The sequence below is a fragment of the Sphingomonas sp. CFBP 13728 genome (assembly GCF_014841895.1).
Taxonomy (GTDB): Bacteria; Pseudomonadota; Alphaproteobacteria; order Sphingomonadales; family Sphingomonadaceae; genus Sphingomonas.
In genome coordinates this window covers 29,588-44,487 of sequence record NZ_JACYUS010000003.1, presented here as the reverse complement: position 1 = coordinate 44,487, position 14,900 = coordinate 29,588, and the positions used below count along the sequence as shown (strand labels likewise).

Sequence of the window (14,900 nt, the reverse complement as noted above, 5' to 3'; positions counted from 1 at the left end):
CACCATGACGATCATCTTCTCCCTGCTCGTTGATTTGATACGGACGCGATCGTGAACGTCTTGTTCATCGAGGATGACCGGATGAATCGGCGTGTTGTCAAAGACATGCTCGATGTCGCGGGCGCCACGATGGTCGAAGCGGAAAGCGCGGAGCGTGGCCTTGAGATCATCGACGAGCAGGAGTTCGCGATCATACTCGTCGATCTGCGCATGCCAGGCATGGATGGCATCACCGCAATCGAGCACATTCGCGCACGGGGCGATGCCAAGGGCCGGGTCCCGATCATCGTCGTGACGGCGGACATCGCGCCCGATCTGCGGACGCGCTGTCTGGCGGCGGGCGCGGACGACGTGATCTTCAAACCCGTCGCGATGGATGCGCTGTTCGAGGCGATGGGTACGGTTCTCGCGCGTGACGTCGAGGGCGAAGGCATGATCGGCTAGGCTATCGCGCCCGGTTTGCGCCCCAGGGCGTCGCCGAGCGATGCGGTCGCGCTGCCGCGCCGCGCCGGTTTCGGCTGAGACGGATCCGGCGACCAGCCCGTCAGGAAGGCGATCTGGAATTTCTCATGCGTCCGGCCGCGATCGTCCGGGGCCTCCGCAAAGGCGGCGATCGTCCGTGCGACGGTGCCCGACACCAGAGGCTGGCGCTGCGCGAGCACGTTGCTGGCCGCCATCCCGCGCAGATCGCCGAACAGCCGGCCGAGATCGCGATAGCCGACGTCGAGCGTCTCGACATCGGCAACGGGCAAGGCGAATCCGGCACGCATCAGAAGGTCGCCCGCCGATCGCACGTCGATCTGTGGATGCAGCCGCGCGGCGGGGCGATCGCTCTCGGCCACGCGCAGCGCGCCGCGTAGCGCGGGCAGGCTGCCTGCGCCGACGAACGCACCGAGAAACAAACCGTCCGGACGCAGGACGCGGCGGATCAGGGACAGCGCGCCGGGAAGGTCGTTGACCTGATCGAGAACGCCGGCGCTCACCACCAGATCGAACGAGGCGTCCGCAAACGGCAGGCGATCTTCATCGGCCTGTACGCCGGCGGACCGCGCGGCGAACGCGAACCCCGCGTCGCAGCGCGCTATCCGCGCACCCGGCGCAGCGGCGAACGCGCCGTCGAAACAGCCGAGATCGAGGATGTCGGTGAAATCGCGCGTGACCGCATCGAGCCGTTCGGCAATGCCGTCCAACATCGTCGCGCGCAGGAAATCATGCTCGGCATAGTGAGGCGCGGCGCGGTCGCGACGCAGGCGACGCACGGTGCGATCGAAGATTTCGGGAGCGGTTTCGGACACGGTCGCGCTTGTGACGCGGTCTCGCTTCCACGACAAGGTCCGTGTGGCAACCCAAGGGGGAAGAGGCGGCGTGAGGATACTCGAACCGTTTCGCCTCATCGGGGCGATCGCCCTGCCGCCACGGTGTCCGGGATGCGGCGTGCCCGTCGCCGAGGATCACCGGTTCTGCGCGCCATGCTGGACGAGCCTCCGGTTCCTGGGCCCACCCTGGTGTGCCGGGTGCAACCGGCCGTTCGCGTTCGATCGCGGGGAGGAGGCGCTGTGTGCGCTCTGTCTCGTTACCCCGCCGCGTCATGCCGGAGTTCGTGCCGCCGTCGCTTACGGCCCCGTCGCGCGCGATCTGGCGCTGCGCCTGAAATACGGTGGTCGGATTGCGTTTGCCGAGACGATGGCGCGGCAGATGCGGCGATTGCTGCCGGCCGGGATCGACCTGCTGATACCCGTGCCGCTGCATCGCTGGCGGCTCTGGTCGCGCGGCTTCAACCAGGCGGCGCTGATTGCGGATGCCGTCGCCGAACTGTCGGGTGTCGCGCATGATCGCGAGGTCCTGGTCCGCAGCCGACGCACCGTGCCGTTGCGCGGGCTTGGCGGGAAGCAGCGTAGCAAGGCGGTCGCACGCGCGTTCGTCGTCTCGGACAAGGAACGCGTACGCGGCAGGACGATCGCCCTGGTCGACGACGTCTACACCAGTGGCGCGACCGCCGATGCGTGTACGCGCGTGCTGCTCGACGCAGGCGCGCGGTCCGTCGTCCTATTGTGCTGGGCACGCGTCCTTTCGTCCACCGCTGACGATTGACAAGCGCGGACCGAGATCACATTTCCGCCTCATGGCTAAAGTCGAAATCTACACCAAGGCGTTCTGTCCGTATTGCACGCGCGCGCTGAAGCTCCTCGCATCCAAGGGGGTCGAACCCGAGCAGTTCGACGTCACCATGGGAGGCCCGAAAAAGGCCGAGATGGTCGAGCGGTCGGGCGGTCGCATGACGATGCCGCAGGTCTTCATCGACGGTAAGCATATCGGCGGATCGGACGATCTGGCCGCACTCGACGCGAAGGGCGGCCTCGACGCACTCCTCGCCTGATGGCGAAGATCGGCGTCCTCCAGATGACGAGCGGGATCGATCCCGCCGTTAACGCCGTGACGCTGGTCGAAGCGATCCGTGACGCGGGAAAGGCCGGCGCCTCGGTCCTGTTCACGCCTGAAATGTCAGGGCTGATCGATCGCGATCGGTCTCGCGGCGCATCCTCCATCGTCGCCGAGGATTCGGATCCGGTGCTCGCTGCCGTGCGTGCCGCAGCCGCCGAAGCCGGGATCTGGGTTCACCTGGGCTCGCTCGCCGTGCGGCGGCCCGATGGCAAGTTTGCCAATCGCGGGTTCGTGATCGATGCTGCGGGGGCGATCCGCGCGCGCTACGACAAGATCCATCTGTTCGACGTCGACCTCCCGACCGGCGAAAGCTGGCGTGAGTCCGCCGCCTACGCCGGTGGCGACGCGGCGATCGTCGTCGATACGCCGGCAGGACGCCTCGGTCCGTCGATCTGCTATGATGTGCGGTTCGCGGATCTCTATCGTGCGCTCAGCGATGCAGGCGCGACGATCCTCTCGGTTCCGGCTGCCTTCACGCGCCCGACCGGCGCCGCGCACTGGCATATCCTGCTGCGCGCGCGGGCGATCGAAGCGGGCGCATACGTCGTCGCAGCCGCGCAGACGGGCGTTCATGCGGACGGACGCGAGACCTATGGCCATTCGCTGGTCGTCGATCCGTGGGGGGACGTGATCCTCGACATGGGCGAGACGGCAGGGCTTGCCTTCGCCGAGATCGATCCCGTTCGCGTCGAGCAGGTCCGGTCCCGCATTCCGGTGATCGCCCATCGTCGCACGATCCCCGCCGTTACCACCCTGTCGTGATCGTCTTCGACCTCAAATGCGGCGGCGGGCACGTGTTCGAGGCGTGGTTCGGATCGAGCGACGCGTATGAAAGCCAGCGCAAGGCGGGGCAGGTGCAATGCCTGGTCTGCAACGATGGCGATGTGACCAAGGCGGTCATGGCGCCCGCGATTCCGTCGAAGAGCAACTCCGAGCCCTCTCCGCCGAGCCCGGAGGCGTTGAAGGCCGCGATGAAGATGCTTGCGGCGCGACAGGCCAAAGCGCTCGAATCGTCGGAATGGGTCGGCACCGCCTTCGCCGATCGCGCCCGCGCGATGCATCTCGGCGAGGAGAAGCAGGCGACGATCCACGGTCAGGCCAGTCTCGCCGAAGCGAAGGCACTGGTCGAAGAGGGCGTGCCGGTCGCGCCGCTGCCGCTGCCGGTCGTTCCGCCCGAAAAGACCAACTGAGCCGCGTTCGGGCCCGATTTCAGGCGGCACGTGGCGGAAGAGGTGGGATTCGAACCCACGGATGAGTTACCCCATCGCTGGTTTTCAAGACCAGTTCCTTAAACCACTCGGACACTCTTCCACGCCGTGACCCGGCGAGCCGGGAGGATGGCGTCTAAGCGGAGAGCGTTACGATCGCAACCACCGCGATGTGCCGATCTGGTATGTGGGCGCAGGCGCGCGTGCGATTGCGCAGGAGGCGGAGCGTCGGCTAGGCCCGATCCATGGACCTCGACGCGATCTCGCAGCATTTCTTCGGCACGACCGACATCGATACGCTCAGCCCCGAGGCGCTGGAGGCGGGACGAGAGCGCGTGTCGATCGCGTTCGGGACCGAGCGGGACGCGGGGCGGCGGTTTGCGCTTTGGGCGGTCCTGCGTGCGACTGGTGTCGCGCCCGCGCCGCACGTCGCGTTCGAGGATGCGCGCGAGATCCGCGCCGCCGAAGCCTATGGCGCAGCGATCGGTTTCGCCGAACGGTCCGACGACTGAAGCGATTTTCAGGCCGCGCGGCGATCCAGCAGCGCGCGGTCGATCCTGCGGATGAGGTCGGCGATCTGCGGCCGATCATAGCGCGCGGTCAGATCGTGATGGCTCGGCGACGCGCACATCCGCTTGCCGACCAGCGCGAAGATATCCTGTTTGTGTGCCATCGATCTGCTTCCCTTCCGATGCCGCCGTTATGCCGGGCAAGCGTTAACCAAAGGTTCGGGACGGATTCGGATGCGGTTAACCCTTGTCGGCGGCGATTCACGCAACGCTCGTGGCGGTCCGGCGTTCTAGTCGCACAGCGGCCGTATCGCACGGTCCGCAGCGCGCGGGGATTGATCCACTGACCAGACTATCGCCGGCACAATCGCCCGTTCATCCAAAGGGTTGGACCGTCCTGGAAAGCGTTCGCGCGCTCGCGGCGGACTGGGATCGCAGCAACGGCGAAGAGTCGTTTCCGGCCGACCGCGTTGTCGCGCTGCATGAAGCGGGGGCGCTAGCCGAATTCATCGACGTATCGACACCGGCGAGGACCGATGCGCTGGTGGACGTGCTGCGGGCGATTGGCGGCGCCGACCTGAGTCTTGGCCGCGTATTCGAGGGCCATGTGAATGCGGCCCAACTCGTTTCCGCATACGGCGACGATGCGCAGCGGGCAGCCTTGGCGGACGATCTCGCAGGCGGTCGCGTGTTCGGCGTGTGGAATACCGAACCGACCCCCGGCCTGTCGATCCGGCAGTCCGCGCCCGGCCGCTGGGTGCTCGACGGCCGCAAGAGTTTCGCGACCGGGGCGGGGCATCTCGACCGAATCCTGGTGACCGCGCGCGATGCGACCGGCGGCAAGCAACTCGTGCTAGTGCCGATCGCGGGCGAAATCGCACGCGCCGACAATAGCGGGTGGCAGGTGCGCGGGATGCGCGGGACGTGTAGCGGGCTGTTCGATTTCTCCGACATGCCGATCGGTCCCGAGGGGATGATCGGCGCGCCCGACGTGTACGAGACCGAACCGCGGTTCAGTGCCGGTGCGTGGCGGTTCACCGCGGTGCAGCTCGGCGCGATCGAGGCGCTGGTTCGGCATTTGCGCGATCATCTCGTCGCGACCGGCAAGGGCGACGACGCGATCCAGCGCGCCCGGTTCGCAACCTGTCTAACCGAGACGCGCAGCGCAGGGCTGTGGGTTCGCCGCGCTGCACACCTTGCCGAGACCCAGGCGGCGGAGGCGATCCCTTTCGTGCTGATGACGCGGGGCATCGTCGAGGAAGCGGGATTGAAGACGATGGAGGCCGCGGCGCGCTCGGTCGGCACCGCGTCGTTTTTCGCGGCCAGCCGGATCGACCGGATCACGCGCGATCTCGGGCTATACCTGCGTCAGCCGGTGCCGGATCAGGCGCGCGACCGGGCAGCGGCGGCGTGGCTCGAGGATGACTGCTGGGGCGACGATCGGTGGTGGTAGCACCGGGCGGCCAAGCCTGGAGCAATCTCACGCGGCGCGCACGGCGGATGTCGGCGAGGACGGCGGCGGGGCAGGGGCCGTGGCTGGTGCTGGCGCCGCATCCCGATGACGAGACACTCGGCTGCGGCGCGTTCATCGCCTCGGTGACCGCGGCAGGCGGCACGGTTCATACTGCGTTCCTGACCGATGGCTCTGGATCGCATGCCGATGCGCCGGGCTGGAGTGGAAAGAGGATCGCGGGGCTACGGCGCGGTGAGGCTCAAGCGGCGTTGATGGCCCTGGGTGGCGAGCACGACGCGCTTAATCTCGATTGGCCGGACGCGTCGCCGGCTTCGAAGGGCGATCCGCTGTTCGTGCGAAGCGTCGATCGACTGGCCGCGTGGTGCAAAGCCCGCGGCGTCCGCCAGATCGCCGTGACATGGTCCGGCGAACCGCATTGCGACCACGAGGCCGCCGCCGCACTCGCCGAGGTGGTGGCACGGCGCGCGCATTGCCGTGTCTTCCAGTATCTCGTCTGGGGCTGGACCGTCCCCGACCTGACCAAGCGCCTTCGCGGTGCGCGCATCGTCTCGATCGCCACCGCATCCGGTCGTCCCAGACAGCGTCGCGCGATGGCGTGTCATCGCAGCCAGCGCGGCGGGCGGATCGTCGGTGCGCGCGAGAATTTCCGGCTCCCGAACGCGATGATGCGGCTGATGGACCGGCCGAACACCCTGTTGCTGGAGACGCGCGATGCGCCGTGAACACTCGATCGAGCCCGAATATTTCGAGGCGCTCTACAAGGACAAGGGCGACCCCTGGGAGTTCGAGACTAGCCCGTACGAGGCGGCGAAGTATGACGCGACCTTGGCCGCGTTACCGAAGGAGCGGTTCGAGAGCGCGCTGGAAGTCGGCTGCGCGAACGGCGTCCTGACGGCCCGGCTTGGGGCACGCTGCGACGCGTTGCTCGCGCTCGACGTGTCGGAAACCGCGGTGGCGGCGGCGCGGGCACGGTGCGTGGACCAACCCCATGTTCGCATCGAGCAGCGCCGGCTTCCCGAAGACGCTCCCGCAGGGACGTTCGACCTGATCCTGCTGTCGGAGGTAGTCTACTACTGGGACAGCGCCGATATCGTTCGGCTGGCCGCATACGTCGGCTCGGCGGCGGCGTCAGGCGGGTATGTGATGCTTGTCCACTGGATCGGCGAGACCGACTATCCCAAAAGCGGGGACGCCGCCGTTGCCGAACTGCACGCTGCGCTCGGCGACCGCGTCGCGGTCGTTCGCAGCGATCGGCACGAAGCGTATCGGCTCGACCTCTGGCGGCTGGAAGGCGCGCGTTAGGCGGATCAGCGTCTGCGCCTCGCGGATCGCCGCGGGCAATGTCGCGAAGCTAAGTTGGTCGCCCGGGTTCGCGGAAGCGGGATCGAGCGCTGCCGTCACCGCATAAGTCTCGTGGAGCGGCGCGTCGACCGGCTGGTCGATCCATCGCGCGACCGCATCCGCCATGCCACCCGGCGCTCGTCCCGAAATCCTGCAGGACGTGAAGACGCGGACGTCGAGCGGGTGCCGAACCTGCCCGCCATGCGCACGGATCCGGTCGAACAGCGCACGGTCCTCGGCAACGGGCGGAGTGGGGGCGCCACCGATCCGGCGGTACATGGCGTGCGTCACCGCGATGCTGGCGCCACCCTCATAGAAATGGCGTGGCCAGGGATCATGGGCTTCGGTCTCGGCGCGCGCGCGCAGATAATCGAGCGCGGTATAGTAGCGCCCGAGCTGATCGAGCCGCCGCCGTGCCGCCGTGCCAAGGCTCGCTCGGTCGGACCGCAGCGTCAGCGCGCGGCCGGCCACGGCGTCGTTACCCGCGTCGAAGTGCGCGATGATACGGACGATCCAGTCGGCGGCCACGTTCGTGTCCGCATCGGTCGACAGCAGCAGATCGGTATGATGCGTGAGCAACGTGGCCCCCGCGTCAAGCGCCAGCCGCCGGGCCCAACCGGCGTGCCGCGCACCCGGCAGAAGCGAAACGGCCGACCATGCGAGAGTCGCATGCGTCGGCCGCCAGTTGGTCAGGATATCGATCGTGCCGTCGGTGCAGTCGTTCGCCATCGCGACGATGACGACCTTGCCGGCGTAGCGCCCCGCCGCACGATCCAACGCGTCGAGGCAACCAACCAGATACTGGTCTTCGTTCTTGACCGGAATGGCGATCGCCACCGCACGCTGAGCGTACGGTGGCGACGACCCGGGTTTGAACGAAGAGATCAAGCCGCCTCGGGGTTTTCGAACGCCGGCGCGTCGAGGTCGACGTTCAGTTCGCGGTCCCAGATGCGGAGCTTGCCGAGCGTCTTGAGGAAAGCATCGACATCGCCCTTGCCGCTCAGCGCGATCACGCCGTCGTCCATGTCCTCGTCCTCGATGCCGGCCTTTTCGAGGAACGGCTTCGCCTCGGCGTTGAAGCCAATGAACTTGGCATGCCCGAACGCGTCACTGACGAAGTCCTTGGCGGTCTTATCCTTGCCAAGCTTCTTCGCACCGTCCGCCGACACGACGATCGCTACGGCATCGTAGAGTACCGAAGGCGCGCCATCGATCTTCTGTTTGCCCTCCGCGAGCGTCCCGTCGTGGAGCGTCGCGCCGGCAACCTTCGGCGCGATGATCTCGTACGTGGCCTTCGCCGCGACGATCCCATCAACCAATGCCTGCACGATCGCTGCCGGAGCACCGTCCGTGACGAGGATGCCAAGCTTGCGACCCTCGAAGCTGCCGCTGGTGTTCTTCAGGATGCTGAGGGCATCCGAAGCGGGCAGGTCAGTCCGCGTCTCAACCGCAGCCTTGGCCTTTGGCGGCATCGCCTTGAGCCCGAGACCAGTCGCGACCGTCTTTGCGAGCTTCTCGTCGATGTTGAGCAGATGCCCGACCATCAATTCGCGGATATCGACGCGCTCGACCTTCGACAGCTCGAACGTCAGCGCATCGCCGATGTGCTTCTGCTCGATCGCGGTCTGGCTGATGAAGAACTGGCGCGCCTGGCTGTAGTGATCGGCGAACGTCGCCGACCGCACCTGCGCCTTGCGCCCCGTCTCCTGCGACGGGAAGTGCTTGTAACCCTTCGATGGGCTCTCGCGCGGCGTTCCGGCCCAGCTGTTCGGCTCATAGTTCGCACGACCCTTGCGGGCGTGCATCGCCATGTGGCCATCCTGCTGGTAATTGTTCACCGGGATCTTCGGCGCATTGATCGGGATATGCGTGAAGTTGGTGCTGCCCAGGCGCTTCAGCTGCGTATCAAGATACGAGAAGTTGCGGCCCTGTAGCAGCGGATCGTTGGTGAAGCCGATCCCCGGCACGATGTTCTGCGTGCAGAACGCGACCTGCTCGGTCTCGGCAAAGAAATTGTCCACCAGACGATCGAGCTTGAAGCTACCGATGATGCGGACCGGGATCTGCTCCTCGGGGATGACCTTGGTCGCATCGAGCACGTCGAACTCGAAATTGTCGGCGAACTCGTCGTCGAACAACTGGACGCCCATGTCCCACTCGGGGAAGTTGCCCTGGTCGATCGAGTCCCACAGGTCACGACGATGGAAGTCGGGATCCGCACCGTTGATCTTGACCGCCTCGTTCCACGCGACCGACTGGAGGCCCAGCTTCGGCTTGAAGTGGAACTTGACGTAGGTGCCCTTGCCCTCGGCATTGACGAGGCGGAACGTGTGAACGCCGAAGCCCTCGACGAAGCGGAAGCCGCGCGGGATGGTGCGATCGGACATGATCCACATGACCATGTGCATCGATTCCGGGGTCAGGCTGATGAAATCCCAGAAATTGTCATGCGCGGTCTGTGCCTGCGGGAAGCCGCGATCGGGCTCCTGCTTGGCGGCATGGATCAGGTCGGGGAACTTGATCGCGTCCTGGATGAAGAACACCGGAATGTTGTTCCCGACGACGTCCCAGTTACCCTCCTTGGTGTAGAACTTCACTGCGAAGCCGCGCACGTCGCGTGCGAGATCGGCCGAGCCCTTGTTGCCAGCGACCGTCGAGAAACGCAGGAACATCGGCGTCTGCTCGCCGACTTCGGTCAGGATGCCGGCGCTGGTGAACTCTTCCAGGCTCTCGGTCAGCGTGAACGTGCCGTGCGCGCCATAGCCGCGCGCGTGGACGACGCGCTCGGGGATACGCTCGTGATCGAAGTGGAAGATTTTTTCGCGAAAGTGGAAATCCTCGAGCAGCGTCGGCCCGCGATCGCCGACCTTGAGCGAATTCTGGTCGTCGAATACCGGGATGCCCTGCTGCGTCGTCAGCACGTCGCCGTCGCCGCTGGCGACCTGGTGAAGTTCGCCGCCTTCGCCGATCTGCGTTTCGAATTTGGCGCCCTGCGGTGGCGTGCCGGTATCCTTGGCGATGGTCTTGGTCATGTGCCGTCCTCGTAGCTTCTCAGGACCCACAGCGCGCGGGGCGGGCTAAGAGTTGCACCGGAAACGGCGACTTAATGCAGATCAGCAAGATTGCGGGGGGAGGGCGTGAGCAGGGAGAAATGCCGGAAGGCGCGCGTTAAGCCGCGATAATCCCCAGCGAAAGACCAGCCATGCACATCGACCTGACAGGCCAGGCCGCGATCGTTACCGGCGCGAGTTCCGGGCTCGGCCGCGCCTCCGCGATCGCCTTCGCCAACGCCGGCGCCAAGGTTGCGGTCAACTACAACAGCAGCGCGGACAAGGCGCGTGAGGTGGTCGAGGCGATCGAGCAGGCCGGCGGCGAGGCGTTTGCCTGCGAGGCGGATACGTCGGACGAGGCGGCGGTACTGAAGCTGTTCGACGAGACCGTCGAGCGTTTCGGCGGGGTCGACATCGTCTTCGCCAACGCCGGCATGCAGAAGGATGCGGCCTATGCCGACCTGACGCTGGAGGACTGGAAGCGCGTCATCGACGTCAACCTGACCGGCCAGTTCCTCGTCTCGCGCGAGGCCGTTAGGCGCTTCCGCAAGCAGGGCGACCGCGGATTCAGCCGGTCGATCGGGAAGATCCTGTTCATGAGTTCGGTGCACGAGGTCATTCCCTGGGCAGGCCATGCGAACTACGCTGCGTCGAAGGGCGGCAGCGGGATGCTGATGCGCACGCTCGCGCAGGAAATCGCCGGCGACCGCATCCGCGTGAACGGCATAGCCCCCGGCGCGATCGCGACCGAAATCAACGAGGACGCGACCGCCGATCAGGACAAGCTGCTCGAACTCATTCCCTATGGACGGATCGGCGACCCCGAGGACGTCGCCCGCGCGGCGCTGTTCCTGGTGTCGGATGCGGCGGACTATATCGTCGGATCGACGCTCACCATCGATGGCGGCATGAGCCTGTATCCCGGCTTCCGCGATAATGGGTGAGCTTGGGGATAAGCTCGGCATATCGATCGCGGATCACGGTGCGATCGGTAATCTGGAGACGATCGCGCTGGTCGATACGGCCGGGACGATCGACTATCTCTGCTGGCCGTGCCTCGACAGCGCGTCGGTATTCGCGCGGCTGCTCGACGGCGACAAGGGCGGGCATTTCTCGGTCGAGCCCGACCTGCCCGATGCCAACATCGTCCAGATGTACCTGCCCGAGACCAACATCCTGCTGACCCGCTGGATGGCGAACGCGGCGAGCGTCGATCTGGTCGACCTCATGCCGGTCGGCAACGACAAGGACGACGCGCCGTCGCGGCTGGTCCGGCGGCTGACCTGCACGCGCGGATCAGCGACGGTCCGCGTCCGGTGCGCCCCCCGGTTTGACTATGGCGTGATGGGCCGCATGGCCTCCGTCACGACGTCGGAGGCGGACGTGTCGCGCGCCCGGTTCGATCACGAAAGCGGCCTCGCGCTCGCGGTTCACGGCGCGGCGACGCTGGTTGCGGACGGCTGCGACCTGACTGCCGAAATCCACCTGAACGAAGGCGACACCGTCTCGCTGATCCTCAGCAACCCGGACGACGTTTCGCTCGATACCGACGCTCTCGATGCGATCGTCGAGAAGGACATCGGCTATTGGCGCGCATGGAGCCGCAAGTCGCGCTACCGCGGCCGGTGGCGCGAGACCGTCGAGCGCTCGGCAATGGCACTGAAGCTGCTCACCTCGCGCAAACACGGCTCGATCGCCGCCGCCGCCACCTTCGGCCTCCCCGAAGCGCATGGCGGCGTCCGCAACTGGGATTACCGCGCGACGTGGATCCGCGACTCCTCGTTCACCGTCTACGCGCTCCTCCGGCTCGGCTACCAAGGTGAGGCAGTCGGCTTCCTCCACTGGGCGATGGACCGCGCGCAGGCGTGTTCGAAGGGCCATCTCGGCGTGATGTACGCGCTCGACGGCGGCGAGATCGCCGACGAACGCAAGCTCGACCTCGCCGGGTTCGAGGGCGCGACCCCGATCGTCGTCGGCAACGAGGCGAAGGACCAGACGCAGCACGACATCTACGGCGCGCTGCTCGACGCGACCTATCTCGGCAGCAAATATGGCGAGCCGATCGCGCATGACTCGTGGGTCGCGATCGGGCGGATCGTCGATCAGGTCTGCGAGACTTGGGACACGCCGGACTCAGGGATCTGGGAAGTCCGCGGGCCGAAGAAGCATTATCTCCATTCGCGCCTGATGAGCTGGGTCGCGGTCGATCGCGCGGTGCGGCTGGCGCAGAAGCGTTCGCTGCCCGCGCCGCTGGTCCGCTGGTCGGAAACGCGGACGGCGATCCACGACGATATCTGGGCGAACTTCTGGAACGACGATCTCGGCCGCTTCGTCCGCGCGATCGGCGATGCGCCGGAGGATCTGGCGGTCGACGGCGCGCTGCTGATGATGCCGCTGGTCCGCTTCGTCGGCGCGACCGATCCCAAGTGGCTCGCGACGCTGGAGGCGATCGGCGAGGATCTGTCCGACGACGGGCAGGTCTATCGCTACCGCATCGACGACGGCCTGCCGGGGCAGGAGGGGACGTTCGTCGCCTGCTCGTTCTGGTACGTCGAATGCCTCGCGCGGGCCGGGCGGCTCGACGAGGCGCGGCTGAACTTCGAGAAGCTGCTCGCGCATGGCAACCACCTCGGCCTGTTCGCCGAGGAGATCGCGCAGGACGGCAGCTTCCTCGGCAATTTCCCGCAAGGCTTCAGCCACTTGGCGCTGATCAGCGCGGCCTTCTACCTCGACCGTGCGCTCGACAGCGATGGTCCGCGCGAATGGGCATGACCTTTTTTACTGACGTAAGGACGACAGCATGAACCTCGATATCGCAGGCAAGATCGCACTCATCACCGGCGCGGACAGCGGCATGGGCAAGGAAACCGCCCGGATGCTGCTCCAGGAAGGCGTCCGCGTTGCGATCACTGACCAGCCCGGCGGCGATCTCGACGCGAGTGTCGAAGACCTGAAGGCGCACGGCGAAGTGATCGCGGTTGAGGCGGATCTGACCAAGCTCGACGACGTGAAGGCCCTGTTCGCCAAGGTCAGCGACCAGCTCGGCGAACCCGACATCCTGGTCAACTGCGCAGGCGTGACCGGCGCGACCGGCGACTTCCTCGACGTCGACGACGCCGGCTGGCAGTCGACGATCGACATCAACCTGATGGGTGCGGTCCGTGTCTGCCGTGAGGCGATCCCGGCGATGCGCGCCGCCAAATGGGGCCGCATCGTGCTGATGAGTTCGGAGGATGCGGTGCAGCCCTATGTCGACGAACTCGCTTATTGCGCGTCGAAGGCCGGGATCTCCAGCCTGTCGAAGGGTCTGTCCAAGGCCTATGGTTGCGACAACGTGCTGGTGAACACCGTGTCGCCCGCGTTCATCGCGACGCCGATGACCGACAAGATGATGCAGAAGCGTGCCGACGAAAAGGGCATGAGCTTCGACAAGGCGATCGAGACGTTTCTCGAGGAGGAGCGCCCGGGGATGACCTTGAAGCGTCGCGGGACGTCGGAAGAGGTCGCGTCGGCGATCGTGTTCCTGTGCTCGGAACGGGCCAGTTTCATCAACGGCGCGGATATCCGCGTGGACTCAGGCTCGGTGATGACCGTGGCTGGTTAAACAAGAAGGCCAAACCTGTTCCCCCGCGGAGGCGGGGGTCCAGGGTTACGAACGATATCGCTCGTAACCCTGGACCCCCGCCTCCGCGGGGGAACGGGAAGGTGGCGGGGCTATGCGGCCTGCCTTACCCCTCGAACAAGTCCTTAAACTGCCGCGGCTGCGACCGCAGATACTGCTTCGGCGCCTTGACCTTACCCCCAAGATGCGCCGCAGCATGCCAAGGCCAGCGCGGATCGTACAAAATCGTCCGAGCCAGCGCGATCATGTCCGCATCGCCCGTCCCGACGATCGCCTCGGCCTGCTCGAAATCGGTAATCAGCCCGACCGCGACGACGGGGATCGACACCGCCTGCTTCACCGCCCGCGCGAGCGGCACCTGATAGCTCGGGCCCACCGGAATCTGCTGCGCTGGCGTGATCCCACCGCTCGACACGTGGATCGCACTGCAACCGCGCGCCTCCAGAGCCTTCGCAAACGCCACCGTCTGTTCCGAATCCCAGCCGCCCTCGGCCCAGTCTGTCCCCGATACGCGCATCGTCACCGCACGCTCGGCCGGAAACGCAGCACGGACGGCGTCATACACCTCAAGCGGGAACCGCATCCGGTTTTCGAGACTGCCGCCATACTCGTCCTCACGCCGGTTCGATAGCGGCGACAGGAACTCGTGCAGCAGATACCCATGCGCCGCATGCAACTGCACCGCGTCGATCCCGAGCCGCGCCGCACGCACCGTCGCCGCCACGAACGCATCGCGCACCCGCGCCAACCCCTCGGCGTCAAGCGCGACCGGCGCATTCTCCTCCGGCAGGAACGGCACCGTCGAAGGCCCCTCGGTCTGCCATCCGTTCGGCTCGCCCGGCGCGATCTGCAGCCCGCCCTTCCAGGGCACCTCGCACGACGCTTTCCGCCCGGCATGCGACAACTGGATCGCGATCGGCATGTCGGACCAGCGCCGCACGCTCTCGATCACGCCCGCCATCGCCGCCTCGGTTGCATCGTCATACAGCCCGACGTCGCCGTACGTGATCCGCCCCTCGGGCAGCACCGCGCTCGCCTCGATCGTCAGCAGTGCCGCGCCCGACAGCGCGAGCTGGCCGAGGTGGATCTGGTGCCAGTCGTTCATGCAGCCATTGGTCGCCGAATACTGGCACATCGGCGCGATCACGATCCGGTTGGCGAGCGTCAGGTTGTCGACCGTGAGCGGCTCGAACAGTTTGGGCCCGCTCATGCGGCGATCGATCGGATGGAAGGCATGCGCATGTTCCTTGATCT

The 14,900-nt window shown here is 66.4% G+C and carries 16 protein-coding genes, 1 tRNA gene and 1 pseudogene; 12 read left to right on the top strand and 6 right to left on the bottom strand.

The features are described 5' to 3' along the window. The first annotated feature begins 51 nt into the window (after positions 1–51). Complete coding sequence (locus IFT67_RS13130) at positions 52–444, top strand: response regulator (protein WP_107963580.1); 393 nt, start codon at positions 52–54, stop codon at positions 442–444. Here IFT67_RS13130 and IFT67_RS13125 read toward each other — a convergent pair. Continuing rightward, positions 441–1,331 carry a class I SAM-dependent methyltransferase gene (locus IFT67_RS13125; RefSeq protein WP_244647388.1) on the bottom strand — a complete coding sequence of 297 codons (891 nt, stop codon included), beginning with the start codon at positions 1,329–1,331 and terminating at the stop codon, positions 441–443. The two genes, IFT67_RS13130 and IFT67_RS13125, sit on opposite strands and share 4 nt — an antisense overlap. Before the next feature lie 34 nt (positions 1,332–1,365). Here IFT67_RS13125 and IFT67_RS13120 point away from each other — a divergent pair, with 34 nt between their 5' ends. Genes IFT67_RS13120 through IFT67_RS13105 form a run of 4 tightly spaced genes read left to right on the top strand, consistent with a single transcriptional unit; the run spans position 1,366 to position 3,632 of the window. Beyond that, the gene (locus tag IFT67_RS13120; protein ID WP_192238725.1) at positions 1,366–2,091 is read left to right on the top strand and encodes a double zinc ribbon domain-containing protein; all 726 of its coding nucleotides are present in this window, start codon (positions 1,366–1,368) and stop codon (positions 2,089–2,091) included. Positions 2,092–2,122: 31 nt separating this feature from the next. Then, positions 2,123–2,377, top strand: coding sequence for a glutaredoxin 3 (gene grxC / locus IFT67_RS13115; protein WP_056063132.1), 255 nt, complete (start codon positions 2,123–2,125; stop codon positions 2,375–2,377). Then, positions 2,377–3,204, top strand: coding sequence for a carbon-nitrogen hydrolase family protein (locus tag IFT67_RS13110; protein WP_192238724.1), 828 nt, complete (start codon positions 2,377–2,379; stop codon positions 3,202–3,204). Before grxC ends, IFT67_RS13110 begins: the two co-directional genes overlap by 1 nt. After that, a complete protein-coding gene (locus IFT67_RS13105) occupies positions 3,201–3,632 on the top strand; it encodes a DUF1178 family protein (RefSeq protein ID WP_192238723.1) in 432 nt (143 codons plus the stop codon). Before IFT67_RS13110 ends, IFT67_RS13105 begins: the two co-directional genes overlap by 4 nt. 31 nt (positions 3,633–3,663) lie before the next feature. Here the strand turns inward: IFT67_RS13105 and IFT67_RS13100 are convergent. Beyond that, a tRNA-Ser gene (locus IFT67_RS13100) sits at positions 3,664–3,753 on the bottom strand. Between the two features lie 142 nt (positions 3,754–3,895). Between IFT67_RS13100 and IFT67_RS13095 the strand changes: the two genes are divergently transcribed. Beyond that, on the top strand, positions 3,896–4,162 hold the full coding sequence (locus IFT67_RS13095; protein ID WP_192238722.1) for a hypothetical protein: 267 nt from the start codon (positions 3,896–3,898) through the stop codon (positions 4,160–4,162). An 8-nt stretch (positions 4,163–4,170) separates the two neighbouring features. Here the strand turns inward: IFT67_RS13095 and IFT67_RS13090 are convergent, their stop codons facing one another. After that, a complete protein-coding gene (locus IFT67_RS13090) occupies positions 4,171–4,323 on the bottom strand; it encodes a hypothetical protein (RefSeq protein ID WP_192238721.1) in 153 nt (50 codons plus the stop codon). An 83-nt stretch (positions 4,324–4,406) separates the two neighbouring features. Here IFT67_RS13090 and IFT67_RS13085 point away from each other — a divergent pair, with 83 nt between their 5' ends. The 3 genes from IFT67_RS13085 to IFT67_RS13075 are packed head-to-tail and all read left to right on the top strand — an operon-like array spanning position 4,407 to position 6,935. Next, positions 4,407–5,612 (top strand): acyl-CoA dehydrogenase family protein, encoded by a 1,206-nt coding sequence (locus IFT67_RS13085; RefSeq protein ID WP_192238720.1) that lies wholly within the window; start codon positions 4,407–4,409, stop codon positions 5,610–5,612. Beyond that, the gene (locus IFT67_RS13080) at positions 5,603–6,355 is read left to right on the top strand and encodes a PIG-L family deacetylase (protein ID WP_192238719.1); all 753 of its coding nucleotides are present in this window, start codon (positions 5,603–5,605) and stop codon (positions 6,353–6,355) included. Before IFT67_RS13085 ends, IFT67_RS13080 begins: the two co-directional genes overlap by 10 nt. Next, complete coding sequence (locus IFT67_RS13075; RefSeq protein WP_192238718.1) at positions 6,345–6,935, top strand: SAM-dependent methyltransferase; 591 nt, start codon at positions 6,345–6,347, stop codon at positions 6,933–6,935. The genes IFT67_RS13080 and IFT67_RS13075 overlap by 11 nt, the downstream gene beginning before the upstream one ends. 507 nt (positions 6,936–7,442) lie before the next feature. Here the strand turns inward: IFT67_RS13075 and IFT67_RS20870 are convergent. Together IFT67_RS20870 and IFT67_RS13070 are read right to left on the bottom strand one after the other, a co-directional pair. Continuing rightward, a pseudogene (locus tag IFT67_RS20870) lies at positions 7,443–7,811 on the bottom strand (glycosyltransferase); the annotation flags it as partial. Between the two features lie 47 nt (positions 7,812–7,858). Next, positions 7,859–10,006 (bottom strand): catalase, encoded by a 2,148-nt coding sequence (locus IFT67_RS13070; RefSeq protein WP_192238717.1) that lies wholly within the window; start codon positions 10,004–10,006, stop codon positions 7,859–7,861. A gap of 170 nt (positions 10,007–10,176) precedes the next feature. On the opposite strand from IFT67_RS13070, the gene IFT67_RS13065 reads away from it, so the two are divergent. Genes IFT67_RS13065 through IFT67_RS13055 form a run of 3 tightly spaced genes read left to right on the top strand, consistent with a single transcriptional unit; the run spans position 10,177 to position 13,628 of the window. Beyond that, positions 10,177–10,968, top strand: a complete 792-nt coding sequence (locus IFT67_RS13065; RefSeq protein WP_192238716.1) for a glucose 1-dehydrogenase — start codon at positions 10,177–10,179, stop codon at positions 10,966–10,968. After that, entirely contained in the window at positions 10,961–12,796 is a 1,836-nt protein-coding gene (locus IFT67_RS13060) for a glycoside hydrolase family 15 protein (RefSeq protein WP_192238715.1), read from the top strand. The genes IFT67_RS13065 and IFT67_RS13060 overlap by 8 nt, the downstream gene beginning before the upstream one ends. 28 nt (positions 12,797–12,824) lie before the next feature. Continuing rightward, the gene (locus IFT67_RS13055; RefSeq protein ID WP_192238714.1) at positions 12,825–13,628 is read left to right on the top strand and encodes an SDR family NAD(P)-dependent oxidoreductase; all 804 of its coding nucleotides are present in this window, start codon (positions 12,825–12,827) and stop codon (positions 13,626–13,628) included. A gap of 124 nt (positions 13,629–13,752) precedes the next feature. On the opposite strand, the gene IFT67_RS13050 is transcribed toward IFT67_RS13055, so the two are convergent. Continuing rightward, entirely contained in the window at positions 13,753–14,856 is a 1,104-nt protein-coding gene (locus IFT67_RS13050; RefSeq protein ID WP_192238713.1) for an NADH:flavin oxidoreductase/NADH oxidase, read from the bottom strand. Between the last annotated feature and the right edge of the window lie 44 nt (positions 14,857–14,900).